Here is a 20434-nt window from a genome sequence, read left to right as displayed (position 1 = left end):
TGGCTTTTTGAGCCGCCGAGCTGCTCAAAAACCGGGCTTTTCGGGGTTGTCATTCGCAAGCGAACGGCTTACGCCGCCCCTACAATCCCTGCCACTTTTTTTGCGTAAACAAAAGACACTGCCTGCACGAAAAAATCCCAGTCTTTTTTCTACGCTGCTTATTTTCAGAGATTTTATTTTTCTATATAATCTGTTTATTAGAATTTGAGGTGTGTTATGTCTAAAATACAGATGAAAAACGCAATTGCAGAACTCGACGGCGACGAAATGACTCGCGTGCTTTGGGCTGTAATCAAAGAAAAACTTTTGGAACCTTTTGTTGATCTCAAGACCGAATATTACGACCTGGGTCTTAAAAACCGCGACGAAACAGACGACAAAGTAACTTACGATGCGGCAAATGCAATCAAAAGGCTTCGTGTCGGTGTAAAATGCGCTACAATCACTTCCAACGCCGCCAGAATGGAAGAATACCATTTAAAGCAGCTCACTCCTTCTCCAAACGGAATTTTGCGCGGAGAGCTTGACGGAACAATTTTCCGTGCGCCGATTTTTGTAAAAAACATTCACTGCAACGTATCAAGCTGGGAAAAACCAATTGTCCTCGGTCGTCACGGCTATGGCGATGTTTACAAAAACTGCGAAATCAAAACTCCATGCGCAGGAAAAGCAGAACTTGTTTTTACTGGCGAAGACGGAAAAGAAATCAGAAAAACAATTCAGGTTATGAAAGGACCTGGCGTTCTTCAGGGAATGCACAACCTTGATTCTTCTATCGAAAGTTTTGCACGCTGCTGCTTTAACTATGCCCTCGATCAAAAAATCGACTGCTGGCTCGGAACAAAGGACACTATTTCTAAAATCTACGATGGCAATTTCAAGGCGATCTTCCAGAAAATCTACGACGAGGAATTTAAAGAAAAATTCGAAAAAGCTGGAATTGAGTATTTTTACACTCTGATTGACGACGCTGTTGCCCGCGTAATGAAGTCAAAGGGCGGATTCTTGTGGGCATGTAAAAACTATGACGGCGACGTTATGAGCGACATGATCGCTTCTGCCTGCGGAAGCCTTGCAATGATGACTTCAGTTCTTGTTTCTCCAAACGGAGAATTTGAATACGAGGCAAGCCACGGAACTGTTCAAAAGCACTATTACCGCTATCTCAAAGGCGAAAAAACTTCAACAAACCCAGTTGCGACAATCTTTGCCTGGACAGGAGCGCTCACAAAACGCGGCGAGCTCGACGGAACACAGGATCTGGTGGATTTTGCAAAAAAACTCGAAAAAGCTACTCTCGACGTAATCGAAAGCGGAACAATGACTGGAGACCTGGCTCTTCTTTCAGAACCAAAAGCTGAACGCATAGTAAATTCATGGGACTTTATAGACGAAATTGCAAAAAAACTGTAAGGTCTGATTAACTTCTTAAAAAACGGTTTATGGGTTTGCCTCCGCACTCCTGTAGACCGTTTTTTTTATTGGACAATTCCGCCCCATGGAATATCAAGCCTTTTGCAAAGCAGTTTATATTCTTTTTCTTCTTCTGGAGCAGCGGCGGTTGCAAAAAAGGACATATCCTTAAAAGATTCCGAAAGGTATTCTGTTTTTTTAGAAGAATCTTCGCTTTCGACGCGGATTGCCTGTTTTGAAACTCCTTCCCTGCTGTCGATTACTTTTACATTGTTTCCGGCAACAAGCTGCATTATATCTGCTATATGAGTAAAGTGGGTACAGCCAAGGATTATCACGTCGCAGCCGTTTGAGGCAAAAAAATCAACCGCAGGTTTTACAGCATTTTTTTTCTGTTCAATAGAAGCCGTAAAAAAATCCTTTTCGATAAAACGCACAAGTTCTGGATCTCCACGGCAATAAACCTGGCAATTTTCTGCAAAATCATCAATCAGGCGTTTGCTATAAGGAGAATTGACAGAAGCGTTTGTCGCTAAAAAACCGATTTTTTTATTCAATGTAAGCCTTGCCGCAAGTTTTATTGCCGGAACCGTTCCTACAATCGGCAATTTAGGAAAAAGTGAACGAAGTCTTTCGAGCGCAGTTACAGAAATCGTGTTGCAGGCGATTATCAGGGTATGCGGATTCCATTTTTTTACAATAACCGAAATCGATTTCGCCGCGCATTCGGTAATTTCTTCAACAGATTTTTCGCCATAAGGAAAATGCTTTGTATCTCCGAGGTAAACACAGCGGGCGGACGGCTGCTTTTGCTTTAATGCAAGCATATACGGAATTCCGCCTGTTCCAGAGTCTAAAAAAGCAAAATCGGCACAACAAAAATCAGACTTCATTTTTAATTTCCAAAAAGAGAGTTAAAGGCAGAACGTGCTTCCTGTGATTTTTGAGAAAAACCGTCAGTTCCTGCAAAATCGCCTTTATTTACAGAAAAATACTCACAAAAATTAGAACGCTCCTTGTCCGCAACAAGTTCTTCAACCGTTTCTTTGCAGCCAAAATGGCTTTCCGGTGAATAAAAACGGCAGTTTATGCAACTGTGTAAATCCGCGCCGCAAACAGGGCATAGCGTATTTCTGTAAATTTCTGAAATTTCAATTTTTTTTCCACATTTTCTGCACATAAATACAGTTTAAATATTTGATAAAAATCATTCAATCCCATACAATTGATTTATGTTTTTAAATAATCCATGCACACATCCTGGCTGCAAACGCAATTCAATCTCTTGTATCGACAAAAACGGAAACTTAATCGAAAACTCTCAATTCTGCTACAAGCACACAAAAGAACCTGAAAAAGCAAAAAATGACCTTCTAAAATATATTTCCGAAAACCAGAAAATTGTCGGTCTAAACTGTTCAGGAATAACATTTTCAAAATCAGCATTGAGCGGACACCGCTTTTATGGCTGCGATTTTTCCCACTGTTTTTTTTCTGAATTGGACTGTGTTCAAATTCATTGCAGAATGTGCAAATTCGACTTTACAGTTTTTACGGATTGCAATCTGATTCAAAGCAATATGCAGTTCTGTTCTTTCGCCGGAACAAAACTAATTCATGTGCTTTTTACTGGCTCTGATTTAATCCAGGACAATTTTAACGGACTTTCAAGCTACCAGTCTTCCTTTGACGATTCTGACTTGTACAACAGCCGTTTTATACGCTCTCATTTGATGGACACTTCAATCAGAAACTGCAACATTAAAAAAACCGTTTTTTTTGAAGCCCAGACAAACAACGTTTCATTCAAACTTTCAAACACAAACGAAGCAATCTTTGACAAGCGCGGAAGCGCACTTTTTACAGGAGATGCCGAAGAAACTTCTCTGATGAATACAGGAGCAAACTAAAATGAAAATCTACTTCCATCTGAACATTGAAAGTTTTTCAAACTGCTATTCTGTCGTAAACGAAAAGACCTCCGAAGCCGTAATCATCGATCCTGGAAAAATTACAAAGGAGATGATAAACCAACTCGAAGACAACAATTACAGGCCGGTCGCAGTTTTGGTTACCCACAACCACGAAGACCAGCTGCGCGGATTAAAAACCTTTTTAAAGATTTATGACGCGGACGTTTATGCCGCCGAATCCAATATTTTTGGAATCCAGACAAAGGTTATCCACGGCGAGGGAAAACTGAACCTTGCCGGCCTCGAAATTGAGTATTTTCCTGTGCCTGGACATTCTCCGGACTCGATTGTCTACAAAATCGGAACTGTTCTTTTTTCTGGAGATGTGATAGGAGCAGGAACAATCGGAGAAACAAATTCCAATTACTCAAAGATGATTTTAAAGCGCGGAATTGAACAGAAAATTCTCTCTCAGCAAGAAGACACGACGATTATGCCTGGACACGGACCTATAACGACAGTTGCCGCAGAACGCTCGTTCAATATTGACATCTAGCGGCTTAAAATCCAAACGCGTCCGGCAGAAAGGTTCCAGCGGCGTTTTACGTAATCTTCGAGCATTTGAGCTGAGCCAGAAAAACCTGCCGCCTTTGTTTCGATTATATAATCAGCCTCCTCTTTTATAAAAGACTGGGAGTGAGGGCGGGCCGCCATGTCCGTAAAATATTTTTCACAAGCAGAGACCGGACGCTGAAGCATATAAGCCATAAATTCGTTTTTGAGAAGATACTCATCTTCGGTGTCATAATTAAGCGAAGGCGTAACCTGAAAATACTTTATAAGAAAATCAATCGCCCCCGGATCCGCCATTTGAAGCGAATAAAACACGCTCGAAACGGTATTGCGGAAATCTTCATCAACAAAAAATATTCCGTGCCAGCCTTCATGGGCAACAAAAGTTGTTCTCAAATAAAGCGGGCTTTCCTGACTGATTGAAATTACAGCACCTCGACCTTCGGAAAAGCTTCCGTCTTCGTTTTGAACGATAATTGAGTTTTTGAGGAGGATTTCGCGCAAAAGAAGCTCTTTTTTATTCAAAGGAAAATTTTCGGCTCTGGCTTTTTCAAAAAAGCGTGCCAAATCGTAAGCACGGTAATCATGCGCATTGTAGCCGTGTTTGCCTTCAAGTTGTGCATCTGATAAAAGTTTTCCCTTAAAGCCTTGCTTTTCTACAAAAAAAGCAAGGCGGCGGAAAAAATCATTTTGAACAGAGTAATTTGCAATATCAAAAAAAAGAATGCCGGAAAACCTGTCCCATTCAAAAAGCTCGTAATCGTTACCGCGCCAGTTTTTTTGAGGCCATTGCATTATAAGCCCCGGATCAACTTTTATCGGATTAACAGGAGAAAAAACAAGGTCTGAAGAATTTTCAAGAAGATTCCAGTCGCTGGAAACAGCCATGACGCTTTTTATCTGCTCTGCATTTTCCGTTATTTCCAGTTCCGAAAAAGGAGATTTCAAGGCTGACACAGGAACATCAAGATAATCAGAACCGCCGTTGCGAACTGTAAAGCGCTCGCCACCAGAAGTGAATTTTACGCTGTCCGCATTCTGGTTAAATGAAAAGCAAATCTTTGGCATAAGAGCTTTTTCTGAATTCACAGGAGAAAAGCACATTGCAAGCGCGGAAAAATCAATTTTTTTTGTATCTTTTACAAGGTTTCCGCCATTCGGAGCAAAGGCATAGCGTTCACAATCCTGAGAATAATCAAATCCGACGGACGCCTGTGCAATCTGCACCGAAACAACAGAATATTTTGCCTTTGAACCGCTCAAATCAACAAAAAAACCGGCAGGACATTCTTTTCCGCGTTCAAGAGAATAAACAATTTCTACGCACTGCCCTTCAAAATCATCAAAATTAAAATTTATAAGCGACCTTGAAGAAAGTGGAAAAACAACAGAAGTCCTACCATTAAAATCGTTTTTATACAAAAAACCGAGGCTTGCAATATTTTGGCTTCCGTCTTTTTTGCGGGAAGCTTTTTCAACCTTAAGCTTTATACAAACGGCCGCGCTGCCCTGCATTCCGCGGAACAAATCAATCCGTTCCTGCTGGCTTTTTTCAAAAATATAAAAGTCGTTTTTCTGAGCAGTTTTTTTTGTAACCGGACTTTCTTCCATTCCGGTTCCGTCAGGAATCTGCAAGTTAAAAGCAGTTTTTTGAGAACACGAAGCGACAAGCGCGCAGAATAAAGTCCAGAATATTATTTTTTTTATCATTACTTCATTACTTTTTCGCCACGTTCCATTGCGGCGAGACCCGTTTTTACAAGTTCAAGAATTCCATAAGGCTCAAGAAGGCGGATAAGGCTTTCGATTTTTTCTTCGCTTCCTGTCGCTTCTACAATTACAGAATTGAAAGAAACGTCCACAATATGCGCACGGAAAATCTGACAAGTTTCGATTATTACAGCGCGTTCAGTTCCTGTCGCTTTTACTTTTATCAATGCCATTTCGCGTTCGCAGGTTTCTTCTTTTTTGCAGTGGCTGATTGAAATTACTTCAACAAGTTTTGAAAGCTGTTTTTCAATCTGCTCAAGAACATATTCGTCGCCTGCAACGACAATTGTCATTCTCGACTGTTCCGGATTATGGGTTTCGCAAACCGTAAGAGACGCAATATTGAATCCGCGGCGGCTAAAAAGACCAGAAACACGGCTCAAAACGCCGGATTTATCTTCTACAAGAGCTGAAAGAACAAATTTTTCCATATAATTACCTCTATTTTTGTCAAACTGACTGTTTTTACTTTATTTTTACTTAAATAAATTTTTATTTATTCATAATAAACGCCCAAAAGCCTTATGTCTTCCGCATTCGACTTTAAGACATTTATAAAGTCGTCAATATATTTTACCGGATTTTTTACATCAGAAGGAATAACCACATCGCTGTAAAACCAGTATTTCCACGGTTTTCCTGCAATCGGGCGCGATTCAAGACGGTTCATGCTCAATTTTGCATTTTTGAACACGCCCAAAGTATCGTAGAGAGCGCCGGCTTCGTTTTTTGTCGAGAACATCAAAGTTGCGCGGTTTGGCTTTTGCTCTCCCAATAATTTAGGAGAATTTTTTGTATGATTTGCGGCGATTATTACAAAGCGGGTGTAATTGTTCGGGTCGTTTTCGATTCCCTGACGAAGAACATTTAAGCCGTAAAGTTTTGCATTGCGCGCATTTGCAATAGCTGCGCATGAAATGTCGTTTTTCTCGCCTACAAGTTCCGCTCCTGTCGCCGTAGAAACAGTGTCCACCGTCTTATATCCATATTTTTTTATAAAATTAGAACATTGGGCAAGCCCCTGCGGATGACTGTAGACATGCTTGATTGATTCGAGGGTTGCGCCTTTTGGAGCTAAAAGGCTGTGTTCAACACGGATTGTAACCGCGCCGACAATCGAAATATCCTCGTAGCGCGTAAGATTGTCATAATTGTTGTAAACAGAACCCGCAGTTGAGTTTTCTATAGGAATCATTCCATACTGAACTTTGCCGTCAACAACTTCCTGAAAAATCTCGTCAAACGAATCAGCTTCGACAGGCTCAGCCACATCTTCAAAATAATTAAAGATTGCCTGTTCTGCATAAGCGCCCTTTTTTCCGGAAAAAGCGCAGAGCACGCGTTTTGAATCTTTTTTTTCTTCGCCCTGCAATGATTTAGGCTCAGTCTTTTCTTCTGCGCGGATATGGGCAACTTGTTTTCCGATTACAGGAGCAAGGGCTTCCACATCGCGCATTATTTTTTCAAACTGCTCCGGATAAAGAGCCTGCGCCGCATCTGAGAGAGCCTGTTCCGGGTGGCAGTGAACTTCGACAATAATTCCGTCCGCACCGGCAGCGACAGCGGCAAGAGCCATAGGAGGAATTTTATCGCGGACACCAACTGCATGGCTAGGATCTACAATAACCGGAAGATGCGTAAGGCTTCTCAAAACTGGTATTGAACTTAAATCCAAGGTATTGCGCGTAGCAGTTTCGTAGGTACGGATTCCTCTTTCACACAAAATAACCTTGTCTGTTCCACTAGAAAGCAGGTATTCGGCAGACATAAGCCATTCCTGGATTGTAGCGCAAAGACCGCGCTTTAAAATAACAGGTTTACCGAGTTTTCCGAGCCTTTTTAAAAGCTCAAAATTCTGCATATTGCGCGCGCCAACCTGATAGACATCGACCCCGTTGCTTTCCATAACAGGAATATATTCCGCATCGACAATTTCTGTAACAACAGGAAGTCCGTATTTTTCTCCGGCTTCTTTTAAGTATTTTAAGCCTTCTTCTCCAAGCCCCTGAAAAGCATAAGGCGAAGTCCGCGGTTTATAGGCTCCTCCGCGAAGCATGACAGCACCGCTTGCACTGACTGCCGCAGCCGCTTCAAGCATCTGCTCACGGCTTTCGACAGCGCAGGGACCAGCAATAGAAACAATCCTGCTTCCGCCAATTCTTATAATCTGACCGCGATTGTTTGGAATTTCTACGACAGTGTTTTCCGGTTTAAATTCCCGGCTGGCAAGTTTGTACGGTTTTGAAATCGGCACAACTTTTGCAACACCCGGAAGTACTTCCACTTCACGAATATCCATGGCAAGCCGTCCAACCGCCGCAAGAATCGTAGACTCATCACCTTTTACTTCGTTAATCTTAAAATTTTTAGACTTTAAGAGGGTTTTTATATTCTTTTTTTCGTTTTCGCTGACATCATTTTTAAGAACAATTACCATAAAATCATATTACAGCAAAATAAAAAAATATAAAACAAGACTTCTATAATTCTAGAATTTTTTTTGAGCAGATGACTGCAACGCCGCAAAACTGTTTTCCTCTATTTGACACTTTTTGTATTTTTATACATAATTTATGCAAAAAACTGGATAATTTTCGCAAAAACTGCATTTTTTTGTGTAACAATATGCAGAAGGACAATCTTTTGAAAGAACGAACTTCAAGGCTCAAGGCCATAAAAAAACTTATAAAAAACAACAGAATAAAAAGCCAGGAAGAGCTTCTTGGACTTTTGACAAACGAAGGCTATGAGGTTACCCAGGCAACTCTTTCCCGCGACCTAAAACTTTTAAAAGTCGGAAAAGTGAGCGACGGGCACGCAGGCTATGTCTACACTCTTCCGGGAGAAGACGATCGCGGCGAAAGCGAAGAGATTTTTGTTCAAGACTTTATGCGCGGTTATGTCAGCATTGAATGGAACGATTCCACAGTCGTAATAAAAACTTTCAGCGGACAGGCAAATTCTGTAGCAAACGCGCTGGACAGCCTCAATCTGAACGAAATTTTGGGAACTGTAGCCGGCGACAACTGCATTTTTGCAAGCCTCAGAAAAAACGTAACAGGCGAGCATTTTATGAAGGCCTTAAAAAAGCATATTCCGAACCTCGACGATTGACGAATAAATTTGTTTATAAATATTTGCCAATCGGGTATAATGTAGTTTATGCTTACATTGACAATCGAAAACAAAAAAATCCAGTGCCACTTCGGCACCCAGGGAACTGAACTTCTTTCAAACTTCAAAAAAACTTCATCTCCTCTTATGGCATTGCGCCTTAATAACGAAATCCTTCCGCTTTCCTGGAGAATGCTCACAGACGGAAAGCTGGAGCCTGTGTATCTTAATTCAAAAGACGGAGTAGCGGTCTACAGGCGCACGCTCTGCTTTATTCTTGCCGCCGCCGTTCACAAACTTTTTCCAGAAAAAAGACTTTTAATCGGACACAGTTTGGGTTCATCATATTATTACACTTTTGACGATTCTCCGGCAGAAAAACAGCAGGTTGAGCTTATAAAAAGCGAAATGCGTTCCATCGTCCAACAAAACGAGACAATCCAGACTTTGATCACTTCTTACGAAGCGGCCTGCGAACTTTTTGAAAAAAACGGATTAAAAGACACCCGCGCCCAGCTTGAATACCGTTGCGTTCCTCAAGTAACTGTAAATACCCTCGGCTCTTTTTCTGATATTTTTCAGGGGCCTTGCTCGCTTACAACAGGACAAATAAAATTCTTTGATCTTTTGCCTTATGACGAAGGCTTTTTACTGCAATTTCCGTCTGAAAAAGAACCTGAAAAACTCGGCGAATTTTCCGACAACCCTAAGATTTTTGAAATCTATAAAAAATACAAAAACTGGGGAAAAACCGTAAACGTAAAGAATGCGGCTGATTTAAACCGGCTGATTCTAAAACGCAAGGTGAACGACTTTATCGACATTACAGAAACTTTCCAGTCTCAGAATTACGCAAAGGTCGCAGAACAAATCCACGAGCGCAAAAACGTAAAAGTTGTTTTAATCGCAGGACCTTCATCTTCTGGAAAAACAACATCTGCAAAAAAACTCGCCCTTCATCTGCAGGCATTCGGTTATAATCCAAAAGTAATTTCGCTCGACAACTATTATGTAGGACGCGAAAAAAATCCAAAGGACGAAAATGGAAACTACGACTACGAATGTCTTGAAGCCCTCAACATTGAACTTTTAAACCAAAACCTCAACGACCTTTTTGACGGAAAAGAAATAAAGGTTCCTTCTTACAATTTTGATTTAGGACAGCCTTATTACACTGGCGAAACCATGCGCCTTGCCCAAAACGACATACTCATTATGGAAGGAATCCACGGTCTAAACGACAAGCTTACTCCAAAGGTAAAGAATGAATTTAAGTTCAAAATCTATCTTTCGGCCCTTACCCAGCTGAATATCGACGACCACACGCGTATTCCTTCGAGCGACAACCGTCTTATCCGCCGCATAGTCCGCGACTCACGCTTCAGAGGCAAATCCGCCGCAGACACAATCGGAATGTGGCAAAGCGTACAGAAAGGCGAACTTCTGCATATTTTTCCGTTCCAGAACAATGCCGATGCAGTTTTGAATACCGCCCTCGACTACGAAATTCCTGTTTTAAAAGTCTACGCAAGCCCGCTTTTACACGCAGTAAAACCGAATATGCCGGAATTCAGCGAGGCGCGCCGTCTGCTGCGTTTTTTGGATAACTTTGACCAGATTCCAGAGACTTATATTCCAAAACAGTCGATTGTCCGCGAATTTATCGGAGGCTCAAGTTTCCATTACTAAAACGATCAGGTTCTGAATTGCTTTGAATTGACGATGTCATCAAGCTCTTTTTCTTCTTTTCGTTTGTTTTCAAGCGCCCAGTCCCTTTGCCGTGCTTCCTTTAGCTTTTCGAGGGCCTTGACTTTGAGCATTGCGTCTTTCATTTTTTCGCGTTTTTGTTCGGTCTCAAGCTGTGCCTGAGCAAGTTCCTTGAGAAGCTGCTCTTTGCGCTGGGTTAAAAGCTTTAGATAATTATTAAGGTTATGAAGCTCAAGAACATCCTTTATACCTTTTGAATTTTTTACGGTCTGCACGTTCTGTTCAGCAAGCAAATCGAGAGTGTCTTGAATCCGGGCTTCGGCGCTTACGGCCTTTCCGAGTTCCGCCTGAGCCTGTTTTTCTTCAAACTTGCGGAGATTCAGAATTTTTTGCATGTTAAAGACAAATTTCTGCATATTTTTTTAAGTTGTCTTATTTTTTAGACAGTCCGCCGAGCGCTTTTGCCGCCTGTTCGAGAGAATTTGCAGTTTGAGCCGTCATGCTTTCGCTTGAAAGTTCATTGGAACTTGCAACATCGTCTATTTTGCGTTCTTGAACAAGCTGGGCTGTCGTTTTTTTGCCGAGTCCTGCGTCTTCCGAATATTCGTCCTCAGGAATATCAATTCCGGAAACTGCGCTCAAAATCTGAAGCGTATTTTCTATTGTACAATGGTCTGTTTTTGACTGTGTCAGAAGCTCTTCAATTGCAGGATGACGCTCAATCGCCTCGTCTATTTCCGGATTGCTTCCTTTTACATAAACCCCGGCATTTATCATGTCTTTGTTCTCTTCATAGATTGAAATCAAGCGGCTAACTTTATTCGCAGCCTGCTGTGTCTGAGGACCTGTAACATCGTCCCAAAGACGGCTTATAGAAGAAGTTATGTCGATTGCAGGAAAATGCCTTTCACGGAAAAGTTTTTTGCTTAAAACAATATGTCCGTCCAAAGTTCCGCGCACCTTGTCGCTTACAGGCTCGTTAAGGTCGTCTCCGTCGACAAGCACTGTGTAAAAAGCCGTAATTGAGCCTTTGTCGTTTGTACCGGTGCGCTCCAAAAGTTTCGGAAGCATGTCCCATACGCTTGCAGGATAACCGCTTTGTGTTGGAGGTTCTCCGTTTGCAGTTCCAATTTCGCGCTGAGCATGGCAAAAACGGGTAACGCTGTCCATCATAAGCATTACGTCTTTTCCCTGATTTCTAAAATACTCGGCAACTGCTGTGGTCGTATAAGCAGCACGAAGACGGGCGATTGAACTTTGGTCGCCTGTCGCAACAACTACAACAGAGCGTTTCATTCCTTCAGGACCTAAATCGTGCTCAATAAAGTCCATAACTTCGCGTCCACGTTCACCGATAAGTCCGATTACATTTACGTCGGCATTAGTATTTCTCGCAATCATTGAAAGAAGTGTCGATTTTCCAACGCCGGAACCTGCAAAAATACCAAGTCTCTGACCTTTTCCGCAGGTTAAAAGAGAATCAATTGCCCTTACACCTGTTATAATTCGTCTGTTTATGTCTTTTCTTGTATAAGGATCAGGAGCCGGTGCAATCGCAGGATAATATTCATCGTTTTGAAGGGGACCTTTTTTGTCGTAAGGCCGTCCAAGAGCGTCTATTATGCGGCCGAGAAGTTTTTTTCCGACAGGAACACGCAGTTCTTTTCCGCTTGCAACGACTTCACTTCCTGCCATTATGCCTTTTGTATCTCCATAAGCCATCAGGTTTACGGCATTTTCTTCCTGGTCAAAACCTACAACTTCTGCAACCAGTTCAGTTCCGTCTGCATTTTTTATTGTGCAAAGCTCACCGATTTTTGCATAAGGCCCACGGCTTCGGATCATAAGCCCCTTTATTGCGGTAACTGTTCCAGTGTAGAGAATTGTTTCCGTATCAAGAACGGTTTTTAAGTATTTATCAAAAAATTGTTCCATTCTTTTTCCGAACCTATTGACTATTTTTGAGCGGCAGTTTGCGCAGAAGCAGGATTTTTCTGAATCGGTTTCATAGGTGAAATTTCCAGGATTTTGCTCTCGAGTTCAGAAAGCTGGCTTGAAATTCTTGCATCGATTGCTCCAAAATCAGTCTCAACGATGCAGCCGCCTTTTTCTACAGAGCTGTCCTCTACGACAGTAATTCCGCTTACGCTTTCAACCTGTTCTATAAAATCTTTTATGTGTTCGGTTGTAAGCTTTACGTCTTCAAGGTTTACGCGGATTGTAACATCTCCACGGGCCTTTACTTTTTTGAGGGCGGACAAAACATTTGCCATTACGACAGATTTTTGATTTTCTGACATTACTTTTACAACTTTTCGCGTCATTAAAAGCACAAGTTGAATTATCTGCTCTTCTGTCTCGTTTAAAATCTGCTCACGGCGGTTCAGTACAGCTTCGAGAATTTTGTGGCTGCGGTCAATAAGACGATTTACCTCTTCTTTTCCAGAATCATATCCGTCTTTTTTTCCTTCTTTTAATCCCTCTTCATAGGAATTCCGCTTTATTTCGTCTTTTTCGATTTCCGATTTTGCCTGAATCTGGCTGGCCTGCTCTCTTGCATCCGCAATTATTTTTTGAGCCTCAGTTTCTGCCTGAGCCTTGATTGTCTGAACTTCGTCCGTCTGCTTTTTTACTTCCTCAAAAGCAGCATTTTTTGCACTTTCAATTATTGCATTGGCCTGAGCCTGAGCATCGTCAAGCATTTTTTGCTTTTCTGATTCCCATTGAACTTTAAAATCTTCAGCCTCACGCTTTAAATCGTCTGCAGTAGGACCTGTGTATTGAGGAACTTCTTCAACTTCAACTTCTTCAACAGGCTCTTCAAAAGTATGAACCAGTCCAAGCTTAAATTCGCCTTCTTTTGTCTTTATTTCGCCAGGCTGAAACAAGTTCTTATTCATGATTCTGTCCCTCTATAAAAATACTTTTTATTTTTTTTGAAATGCAATATTAAACAACCAGTTCGTCTTCTCCGGAACGTGCAATAACAATTTCACCGGCATCTTCAAGACGACGAATTGTAGAAACAATTTTTTGCTGGGCTTCCTCAACGTCCTTCAAGCGAACAGGTCCCATAAATTCCATATCTTCTTTTAACATGCTTGCAGCACGTTTTGACATATTGCGGAAAATTTTGTCCTGAACTTCCGTGTCTACAGACTTTAAGGCCTTTGCAAGTTCCTGAGTATCGACTTCGCGCAGAACTTTCTGAATTGCACGGTCGTCGAGCATAACAATGTCTTCGAAAACGAACATTCGCTTTTTGATTTCTTCCGCAAGATCCGGATCGTCTTCTTCCAAAGATTCGATAATCTGCTTTTCAGAAGAACGATCAACAAGGTTAAGAATCTCAACAATCGATTCAACACCACCGGCTGCTGTATAGTCTTCGCTAGAAAGCGTAGAAAGTTTTTTCTCCAAAACGCGCTCAACTTCGCGCAAAACATCTGGAGAAGTACGGTCCATTGTTGCAAGACGGCGAGAAACTTCCGGCTGGATTTCTGCAGGAAGATTCTGCAAAATTATTGCCGCCTTATTTGGCTCAAGATAAGCAAGAATAAGGGCAATGGTCTGCGGATATTCAGTCTGAATAAAGTTTAAAAGGTGAGATGGATCTGTACGGCGGATAAAGTCGAACGGACGCACCTGAAGGCTCGATGTAAGACGGTTGATAATATCTATCGCCTTCTGAGAACCAAGAGATTTTTCGAGAAGTTCGCGGGCATAATCGATACCGCCAGTAGAAATAAAATTCTGAGCATCCATAAGGCTCTGGAATTCCTCAAGAACCTGATCCTTAAAATCGGCATCGACAGTTTCGAGCCTTGCAATTTCAAAAGTCAGGGTTTCTACCTCATCTTCGCGCAAGTGCTTCATAATTTCGGCAGAAACGTCGCTTCCAAGAGAAACCAAAAATATTGCAGCCTTCTGCCGTCCAGTAAGGCTTTTATAATCCTTTGCGCCAGACTTTTTACCGCCGGATTTTACAGTTGCCGGTTTTGAAGCGGTCTTTGCTTTTTCATCAGCCATAAATTATTCCTCCAGCAGCCATGTACGGATAAGCATTGCAACGTCTTCCGGATGTTCTTTTGCCATTGCAATTGCATTTTCCTGAAGTTCAGCGCGTTTACGCTCTTCGACAGACATTGTAACGTCCTGAAGTCCATCCTGCTTTGCATCCCAGAGAGCCTTTTCGCGTTCCGCCTGCTGACGCCGCAAAATCTCTTCTTCCCGCAAACGGCGTCTTCTGTCCAGTTCGCGGCTAATAAACCTAAAGATGATAAATGCCAGAAGAATTACGGTAATTCCTGCAAGAGAAAAAAGCACAGTCCGTCTTGTTTCTTCCTTGCGGAAATACGCATCTTCTTCAATTTCCCACTCTTTGTCCCTTGGAATCGGGAAACTCGTAATAGAAACCGAATCTCCACGTTTTTTCTGGTAATTGATTCCGCTCTGAACAATCTTCGTAACATCATCAATAACTTTTTGACTTACAGGATGATAAACCCTAAAAAAGTGGCCTATGCTCAAGCGGCAGTTATCCAGTGGAATTTCATTTTGCTGACAGTAAGACTGCCATTCAGAAAGATTCTGGTCGTTTATTACAATCGGCTTTCTGTTTTTGTCGATGATAGTTTCCCAACGGCCATCAATGTTTGCAGAAGCCGAAATACGTTTAAGTTCGTAATTCTGATCTGTATGACGCTCTTCTTTATTTACAACGTTGTTTTTTGTAATTCCCTCTTCGGTCGATTTTCCAATTACGTTCGACATATCGGAATAAACCGGAGGATTCTGTCCTTCAACTCCAGCCGGACCTTCAGGATTATAGCCTGTTCCGGTCCAAGTTTTCTTGATTTCTTGAGAAGAAAGAGTTATCGATTCTCTTTTTTCAGTCGTGTCATAAGGCTTGTCAGGATCCTGCTCCGTTATAATTACCGGAGTATAAATAGTCTGATCCTTTGAAACAAAGTTCAAATCTTTTTCAATTTTTACAACCAAATCGCGTACACGGTCAGCGCCGTTAAAGTTTTTTTGAAGACTTTCAAGTACACGTTTTCTGAGAGCCTCTTCTTCTTCACTGATTATTTTATTTCCCTTGCGAATATTATCCAGACGGTCGCTCTCCGCAAGGCTTTCAAAATCATTTAAAATATTTCCAAAATTATCAGAAAGAGTAAGGTTTTCGGCAGTAAGGCCAACGACAGAACGCAAAATTAAATCCTGCAGACCTTTTAAGCGTTTTCTTTCTTCCGGCATTGTGCTGTTTGGCTTGAACGTAACAATAACAGAAGCGGTAACAGGTTTCTGGTCGGTCGAGAAAAGCTCTTTTTTGGGAAAAGTGAGATCTACAGTTGCATTCGCAATATCGTCAATTGCAAGAATATGCTGCTTTAACTGTTTTGTAAGCGAACGCTGAAGCTTTATATTTCTGTCAAAATCAGTATCAGACCAGCTGCTTTTGTCAAAAAGATTAAAAGCATCGACTTCCTTAGGAACAAGACCTTCAGTAATCAAAATGCTCTTCATTTTTTCGGCAGTTTTTTTGTCATTTACAATGATAAGCCCGTCTTCGCGCACCCGAAAATCTACGTTTTCCTGATCAAGACGCATTGTGATATTTTCGCGGGCATCTTCATCTCGAATAACAGTTGTAAAAAGAGGCACTCCGGCAGGCGCAGAATTTACCCTGAACATAAGAGCAAGCGCAACGACAACAAGAAGCACAATGCCTATGAAAATTCCTTTCTGGACAGGTTTCCATTTAGCCCAAAGTTCTTTGATTTTAGCCGGCAGTTGTTTAAGCCATTCGATCATCTGTCCCCTCCCGTGACCGAATTTCAAGAATTTTTATAAAAAAAGGAAAAACCTTAAAATCTCAGTTTAAAAGATTTTTAAATACATTCTATAATAACATATATTTTTTACAAAGAAAAGACAGAAAAGATATTTTTTATGCGTTAGCGTGTTGTCTGAAGTTCGCTCCAGCCTGTAAGAAGCCTGTCAATCACCGTCTGTGCAAGATTCAGCGACATTTGAGCCTTTGCCATTGCGGTCGTAACATCATGAATATCCACAGAATCAGGATCTGTAATAAGTTTTTGCTCAACACGGCTTACGTCAAGCTGTTTTTCGTTTACAGCATCCACCGCTTCAAGAATATAAGATTCAAAACTGCGTTTATTTGTATTTTGAGTTGAAATTTTTGCACTGTTTGACTGAAAAGAATTTGTGTACGACAAGTCAGAAACGTTTGAAATATTCATAACATTCATTTATTGACCTCCCCATAAAAAGTCAAGATTAAAACTTCAGTTTTAGGATTGACTTTTTAAGTTGTTTCGCAACGAAGAGAGAAACAACATATTATAAGAAAGTTTGCAACGCAAACTTTTAAAGATAAAAACAGACGCCATTTTCGGCTGTTTTTATCTTACATCTTTCTTTTTACCCGCAAAAATTTTAATCAAATTGACAATGCTTGTCTACAGAATCACTTGAATAACCAGAAAAAAAATCAGCCTCTTCCAATTTCAAGCGCCACAGAGAACATGTCCTTTGCGCCCTGAATTACAGTAGAGTTTGCCTCGTAAGCGCGGCTTGCTGAAATTAAGTTTACCATTTCGTTTACAATATTTACATTCGGATATTCAACATAGCCTTTATCCGGGCCAGATTGAATTGCGTCCGGATTTGACGGCTCATAAACCATGCGGCCTTTTGAAGTATCTTTTACAATTTCTTTTACGCGAACGCCTTTTCCAGGACCGTTGTCCTGCTCAGCATTTACAAAAGGCATGCGCCATGTCGGATGAGCAGAAGCGATTGGCTCAACAATTACAGAAGATTTTTTAAATGCTCCGCCTTCAGGAGTGCGTGTCGTAGAAACGTTTGCAATATTGTTTGAAATTACATCAGAACGAAGACGTTCTACGCTCATTCCTGTCGTTGCAATATTGATTGAAGTAAACATTCCCATAAAAAATTCTCCCATAAAAAAGTCAATGAGGAAATTTCAATTTCCAGTTTGACCTTTTAACGCAATTTCGCAGCAAAGTGAGAAACTGCAGTTGATAAGAAAGTTTGCGACGCAAACCAAAAGCAAGAAAAAACTATTTTCTCATTGCAAGCTTAACCTGGCTGAATTCAAAATTCTGAAGCTGGGCTAAAAGCCTGTAGTTCATCTGCGTTTTCAAAACAACAGTCGCTTCATATTCCGCATCAACGTTATTTCCGTTGGCATCCGCAGTTGTCGTCCAGTCAGTAACACGACGAGGCTCAACAGTTTTCCAGTCATAAGGCTCTTCGAGGGCAAAATGCCTGCTGTCTGTTCTGGTCAATTCAAATTTATGGGTTTTATCTGCTTCGCTTTCAAAAGCACGTTTTAATTCGCTTTCAAAATTGACAGTCTGCCTTTTGTAATTCGGCACTTCCGAGTTTGCTATATTGTTTGCAGAAACCTGATACCGCAACGAGTTGACATCCATCGCACGGTGTAAAAGTTCAACTGACCTTGTAAAAGTATTCATATTAAATATATCGGCAGTTGAAATTTTTTGTTTATAATTTTTTATCGATTGTTAAAGCGTTTTAAGAATTCTTGCATGCGGACATTTTTAGGATTGTTTATGAGTTCTTTTGGATCGCCGTATTCAACAACATGGCCTGCGTCAAGAAAAAGAATTTTGTCGCTTGTGTCGCGGGCAAACGCCATTTCGTGAGTTACAACAATCATCGTCATTTTTGACTTTGCAAGTCCGCGGATAATTTCAAGAATTTCTCCTGTAAGCTCAGGATCGAGGGCGCTTGTAGGCTCATCAAAAAGCAAAACCTTTGGCTTTAAGGCAAGAGCACGCGCAATGCTAACACGCTGCTGCTGACCGCCGGAAAGCTCGCACGGATAATTGTTTTCTTTTCCAGAAAGTCCCATGCGCTGGATAAGGTGAACCGCAGTCTCTTCGGCTTCTTCATTAGGAACACCAAGAACCGTAACCTGAGGATCCATTATATTTTTTAAGACAGAATAATGCGGAAAAAGATTGAAATTCTGAAAAACAAAGCCGAGATTTAAGGCGATTTCTCTTTGAGTTTTTTTATCTGCATAAACGCCGTCTTTTACAAGCTGCTGGGAGCAAATTGTAATAGTTCCGCTGTCAATTTTTACAAGCTGGGCAATAGAACGAAGAAGAGTCGATTTTCCAGAGCCAGAAGGACCGATAATTCCAAGAACTTCGCCCTGTTCAACTTCAAAAGACACGTCTTTTAAAACCTGAACTCCGTCTCCAAAAAATTTATTTACGTTTTTTACAGAAATTATACTCATCTTTATATATCCGCCAGTTTTGAATTTTCAGCTTAAAAAAATGTCTTATTTATAATAATCAAGTTTTTTTTCAAGGTGAATAAAGACAGCCGTTACGACCCAGTTCATCAAAAAATAAAATACGCCGGCAATAAAAATCGGTGTCGTGCTAAAAAGTCTGCTTGAATGAGTTTGAGCCGTTCTTAAAAGCTCGACTACTCCGATTACGCTTACCAATGCGGTATCTTTTACGAGAGTAATTACCTCGTTTCCCATCGGAGGAACAATTCTCTTTACAACCTGAGGCAAAACAATCTTAAAAAAAGTCTGTGTCTTTGTATAGCCGAGAACTTTTGCAGCTTCATACTGACCGACAGAAATCGACTGCAATCCTCCTCGATAAATCTCTGCAAAATAACAGGCATAATTTACCGAAAGCGCAATAATTGCCGCTGTAAAGCGATCCCAGGAAAACTTAAAAAGATAGAAAGGACCAAAATAAACGACGATCAACTGGAGCATCAACGGAGTTCCGCGGATTATGAGCAGAAAAGCATTTGCCAGCATAGAAAGAGGCTTAAATTTCGACACGCGCGCCATTGTAATCGGCAAAGCAAGAGGAATTGAAAAAAGCAGCGTTAAAAAGAAAACTTCAAGCGAAACCAAACTCGATTGAAGCATTGTTAATATAAGTTTTGCCATATTTTTTATAAGTTTAAAAAACTGAATCTGCATAAAAGCAAATTCAGTTCATTTTTTCTTACGGATTTTAATTCAACTTAAAATCCGGTTATTTTCCGATTACTGTAATATCAGAACCGAACCATTTTTCAGCAATTTTAGCGACAGTTCCGTCAGCAGCCATAGCTTCGAGAGTTTTCTGAACTTCGTTCGTAAGCTTTACATCACCTTTGCGGAAAGCAATTCCGTATTCTTCAGGAGACAAGCCCTCGGAAAGAACTTCAAACGGTTTTCCAGAAGTCTTGATTGCGTAGTTTGCAACGATAAGATCCATTACAACACCATCAACTCCGCCAATTTCAAGGTCGTTTAAAGCCATGATATTGTCTTTGAACTCGATTATTGATTTTACAGAACGCTTAAAATCAGGAGAAGCTTCAACAGCATCTGAGGCAGAAGAACCTGCCTGAAGTCCGACTTTTTTTCCTGCCATATCAGAAAGCTTTTTAATTCCAGAATTCTTTTTTACAACCAGAACCTGCGCATTTTTAAGATAAGGCTTGGAAAATGAAAGCGCCTCCTTGCGTTCTTCGGTCATTGTAAGGCCGTTCCAAATACAGTCGATGTTTCCAGTAGCAAGTTCCTGCTCTTTTGAATCCCAGTTAATCGGCTGAGCGCGGAATTTTACGCCAAGACGAGAAGAAACTTCTTTTGCAAGGTCAATGTCAAATCCAACGATTTCGTTTGAAGAATCACGGAAGCCCAACGGAGGGAATGAATCGTCAAGACCGAGAATAAATTCTCCACGGCTTTTGAGCACTTCGAGAGAATTGTCTCCAGCTTCTTTTTTAGAACAGCCGGCAAAAACTGTAAGTGCGGCAAGAGCACATACAAACAAAGTAACTTTTTTCATTTTTTACTCCTATTAAAAAGTTTGCAACGCAAACTTAAAAAATAAAAA

General features: G+C 41.0%; 21 protein-coding genes. 5 read left to right on the top strand and 16 right to left on the bottom strand.

Translation table 11 applies throughout. The features are described from left to right. The first annotated feature begins 216 nt into the window (after window positions 1–216). The gene (locus tag B5D47_RS00980) at window positions 217–1413 is read left to right on the top strand and encodes an NADP-dependent isocitrate dehydrogenase (RefSeq protein WP_078929937.1); all 1197 of its coding nucleotides are present in this window, start codon (window positions 217–219) and stop codon (window positions 1411–1413) included. A gap of 65 nt (window positions 1414–1478) precedes the next feature. Here the strand turns inward: B5D47_RS00980 and murI are convergent, their stop codons facing one another. Beyond that, window positions 1479–2306, bottom strand: coding sequence for a glutamate racemase (murI, locus tag B5D47_RS00975; protein WP_078929935.1), 828 nt, complete (start codon window positions 2304–2306; stop codon window positions 1479–1481). 2 nt (window positions 2307–2308) lie between these two features. Beyond that, window positions 2309–2593: a hypothetical protein gene (locus B5D47_RS00970; RefSeq protein ID WP_078929934.1), complete on the bottom strand. Its 285-nt coding sequence runs from the start codon at window positions 2591–2593 to the stop codon at window positions 2309–2311. 52 nt (window positions 2594–2645) lie between these two features. On the opposite strand from B5D47_RS00970, the gene B5D47_RS00965 reads away from it, so the two are divergent. Continuing rightward, window positions 2646–3323: a pentapeptide repeat-containing protein gene (locus B5D47_RS00965; RefSeq protein ID WP_078929933.1), complete on the top strand. Its 678-nt coding sequence runs from the start codon at window positions 2646–2648 to the stop codon at window positions 3321–3323. Window position 3324: 1 nt separating this feature from the next. Continuing rightward, the gene (locus B5D47_RS00960; RefSeq protein WP_078929931.1) at window positions 3325–3882 is read left to right on the top strand and encodes an MBL fold metallo-hydrolase; all 558 of its coding nucleotides are present in this window, start codon (window positions 3325–3327) and stop codon (window positions 3880–3882) included. Here B5D47_RS00960 and B5D47_RS00955 read toward each other — a convergent pair. The 3 genes from B5D47_RS00955 to aroF form a co-directional block, all read right to left on the bottom strand. Next, the gene (locus tag B5D47_RS00955; RefSeq protein WP_078929930.1) at window positions 3879–5609 is read right to left on the bottom strand and encodes a hypothetical protein; all 1731 of its coding nucleotides are present in this window, start codon (window positions 5607–5609) and stop codon (window positions 3879–3881) included. The genes B5D47_RS00960 and B5D47_RS00955 overlap by 4 nt on opposite strands. Further along, window positions 5609–6100: an acetolactate synthase small subunit gene (gene ilvN, locus B5D47_RS00950; RefSeq protein WP_078929928.1), complete on the bottom strand. Its 492-nt coding sequence runs from the start codon at window positions 6098–6100 to the stop codon at window positions 5609–5611. The genes B5D47_RS00955 and ilvN overlap by 1 nt, the downstream gene beginning before the upstream one ends. 65 nt (window positions 6101–6165) lie before the next feature. Further along, window positions 6166–8106, bottom strand: coding sequence for a 3-deoxy-7-phosphoheptulonate synthase (aroF, locus tag B5D47_RS00945; RefSeq protein ID WP_078929926.1), 1941 nt, complete (start codon window positions 8104–8106; stop codon window positions 6166–6168). Between the two features lie 206 nt (window positions 8107–8312). Here aroF and B5D47_RS00940 point away from each other — a divergent pair, with 206 nt between their 5' ends. Together B5D47_RS00940 and B5D47_RS00935 are read left to right on the top strand one after the other, a co-directional pair. Further along, on the top strand, window positions 8313–8783 hold the full coding sequence (locus B5D47_RS00940; RefSeq protein ID WP_078930136.1) for an arginine repressor: 471 nt from the start codon (window positions 8313–8315) through the stop codon (window positions 8781–8783). 48 nt (window positions 8784–8831) lie between these two features. Continuing rightward, the gene (locus tag B5D47_RS00935) at window positions 8832–10472 is read left to right on the top strand and encodes a nucleoside kinase (RefSeq protein WP_078929924.1); all 1641 of its coding nucleotides are present in this window, start codon (window positions 8832–8834) and stop codon (window positions 10470–10472) included. Between the two features lie 5 nt (window positions 10473–10477). Here B5D47_RS00935 and fliJ read toward each other — a convergent pair whose 3' ends face one another. From fliJ to B5D47_RS00880, 11 genes are all read right to left on the bottom strand, one after another. After that, window positions 10478–10906 carry a flagellar export protein FliJ gene (gene fliJ, locus B5D47_RS00930; RefSeq protein WP_078929923.1) on the bottom strand — a complete coding sequence of 143 codons (429 nt, stop codon included), beginning with the start codon at window positions 10904–10906 and terminating at the stop codon, window positions 10478–10480. 16 nt (window positions 10907–10922) lie between these two features. After that, on the bottom strand, window positions 10923–12425 hold the full coding sequence (locus tag B5D47_RS00925; protein WP_078929921.1) for a FliI/YscN family ATPase: 1503 nt from the start codon (window positions 12423–12425) through the stop codon (window positions 10923–10925). 20 nt (window positions 12426–12445) lie between these two features. Further along, window positions 12446–13390, bottom strand: a complete 945-nt coding sequence (gene fliH, locus B5D47_RS00920) for a flagellar assembly protein FliH (RefSeq protein WP_078929919.1) — start codon at window positions 13388–13390, stop codon at window positions 12446–12448. A gap of 49 nt (window positions 13391–13439) precedes the next feature. Beyond that, complete coding sequence (fliG, locus tag B5D47_RS00915) at window positions 13440–14519, bottom strand: flagellar motor switch protein FliG (RefSeq protein ID WP_078929917.1); 1080 nt, start codon at window positions 14517–14519, stop codon at window positions 13440–13442. Window positions 14520–14522: 3 nt separating this feature from the next. Continuing rightward, entirely contained in the window at window positions 14523–16307 is a 1785-nt protein-coding gene (gene fliF, locus B5D47_RS00910; protein WP_078929916.1) for a flagellar basal-body MS-ring/collar protein FliF, read from the bottom strand. A 143-nt stretch (window positions 16308–16450) separates the two neighbouring features. Beyond that, entirely contained in the window at window positions 16451–16765 is a 315-nt protein-coding gene (gene fliE / locus B5D47_RS00905; protein WP_078929914.1) for a flagellar hook-basal body complex protein FliE, read from the bottom strand. A gap of 242 nt (window positions 16766–17007) precedes the next feature. Beyond that, window positions 17008–17469, bottom strand: coding sequence for a flagellar basal body rod protein FlgC (gene flgC / locus B5D47_RS00900; RefSeq protein WP_078929913.1), 462 nt, complete (start codon window positions 17467–17469; stop codon window positions 17008–17010). A 133-nt stretch (window positions 17470–17602) separates the two neighbouring features. Beyond that, on the bottom strand, window positions 17603–18019 hold the full coding sequence (flgB, locus tag B5D47_RS00895; RefSeq protein ID WP_078929912.1) for a flagellar basal body rod protein FlgB: 417 nt from the start codon (window positions 18017–18019) through the stop codon (window positions 17603–17605). A gap of 41 nt (window positions 18020–18060) precedes the next feature. Further along, the gene (locus B5D47_RS00890) at window positions 18061–18813 is read right to left on the bottom strand and encodes an amino acid ABC transporter ATP-binding protein (protein WP_078929911.1); all 753 of its coding nucleotides are present in this window, start codon (window positions 18811–18813) and stop codon (window positions 18061–18063) included. A 45-nt stretch (window positions 18814–18858) separates the two neighbouring features. After that, complete coding sequence (locus tag B5D47_RS00885) at window positions 18859–19494, bottom strand: amino acid ABC transporter permease (protein WP_078930135.1); 636 nt, start codon at window positions 19492–19494, stop codon at window positions 18859–18861. Between the two features lie 88 nt (window positions 19495–19582). Continuing rightward, complete coding sequence (locus B5D47_RS00880) at window positions 19583–20386, bottom strand: amino acid ABC transporter substrate-binding protein (protein WP_078929909.1); 804 nt, start codon at window positions 20384–20386, stop codon at window positions 19583–19585. Window positions 20387–20434 lie beyond the last annotated feature (48 nt).

The sequence above is a fragment of the Treponema berlinense genome (assembly GCF_900167025.1).
GTDB lineage: Bacteria > Spirochaetota > Spirochaetia > Treponematales > Treponemataceae > Treponema_D > Treponema_D berlinense.
The sequence above is the reverse complement of the archived record's forward strand: the minus strand, read 5'-3'. Positions and strand labels throughout refer to the sequence as shown.

Bases quoted from the DNA above. Each gene is read 5' to 3' on its own strand.
- B5D47_RS00980 (WP_078929937.1), top strand. From the start codon at position 217: ATGTCTAAAATACAGATGAAAAACGCAATTGCAGAACTCGACGGCGAC.
- murI (WP_078929935.1), bottom strand. From the start codon at position 2,306: ATGAAGTCTGATTTTTGTTGTGCCGATTTTGCTTTTTTAGACTCTGGA.
- B5D47_RS00970 (WP_078929934.1), bottom strand. From the start codon at position 2,593: ATGTGCAGAAAATGTGGAAAAAAAATTGAAATTTCAGAAATTTACAGA.
- B5D47_RS00965 (WP_078929933.1), top strand. From the start codon at position 2,646: ATGTTTTTAAATAATCCATGCACACATCCTGGCTGCAAACGCAATTCA.
- B5D47_RS00960 (WP_078929931.1), top strand. From the start codon at position 3,325: ATGAAAATCTACTTCCATCTGAACATTGAAAGTTTTTCAAACTGCTAT.
- B5D47_RS00955 (WP_078929930.1), bottom strand. From the start codon at position 5,609: ATGATAAAAAAAATAATATTCTGGACTTTATTCTGCGCGCTTGTCGCT.
- ilvN (WP_078929928.1), bottom strand. From the start codon at position 6,100: ATGGAAAAATTTGTTCTTTCAGCTCTTGTAGAAGATAAATCCGGCGTT.
- aroF (WP_078929926.1), bottom strand. From the start codon at position 8,106: ATGGTAATTGTTCTTAAAAATGATGTCAGCGAAAACGAAAAAAAGAAT.
- B5D47_RS00935 (WP_078929924.1), top strand. From the start codon at position 8,832: ATGCTTACATTGACAATCGAAAACAAAAAAATCCAGTGCCACTTCGGC.
- fliJ (WP_078929923.1), bottom strand. From the start codon at position 10,906: ATGCAGAAATTTGTCTTTAACATGCAAAAAATTCTGAATCTCCGCAAG.
- B5D47_RS00925 (WP_078929921.1), bottom strand. From the start codon at position 12,425: ATGGAACAATTTTTTGATAAATACTTAAAAACCGTTCTTGATACGGAA.
- fliH (WP_078929919.1), bottom strand. From the start codon at position 13,390: ATGAATAAGAACTTGTTTCAGCCTGGCGAAATAAAGACAAAAGAAGGC.
- fliG (WP_078929917.1), bottom strand. From the start codon at position 14,519: ATGGCTGATGAAAAAGCAAAGACCGCTTCAAAACCGGCAACTGTAAAA.
- fliF (WP_078929916.1), bottom strand. From the start codon at position 16,307: ATGATCGAATGGCTTAAACAACTGCCGGCTAAAATCAAAGAACTTTGG.
- fliE (WP_078929914.1), bottom strand. From the start codon at position 16,765: ATGAATGTTATGAATATTTCAAACGTTTCTGACTTGTCGTACACAAAT.
- flgC (WP_078929913.1), bottom strand. From the start codon at position 17,469: ATGGGAATGTTTACTTCAATCAATATTGCAACGACAGGAATGAGCGTA.
- flgB (WP_078929912.1), bottom strand. From the start codon at position 18,019: ATGAATACTTTTACAAGGTCAGTTGAACTTTTACACCGTGCGATGGAT.
- B5D47_RS00890 (WP_078929911.1), bottom strand. From the start codon at position 18,813: ATGAGTATAATTTCTGTAAAAAACGTAAATAAATTTTTTGGAGACGGA.
- B5D47_RS00885 (WP_078930135.1), bottom strand. From the start codon at position 19,494: ATGGCAAAACTTATATTAACAATGCTTCAATCGAGTTTGGTTTCGCTT.
- B5D47_RS00880 (WP_078929909.1), bottom strand. From the start codon at position 20,386: ATGAAAAAAGTTACTTTGTTTGTATGTGCTCTTGCCGCACTTACAGTT.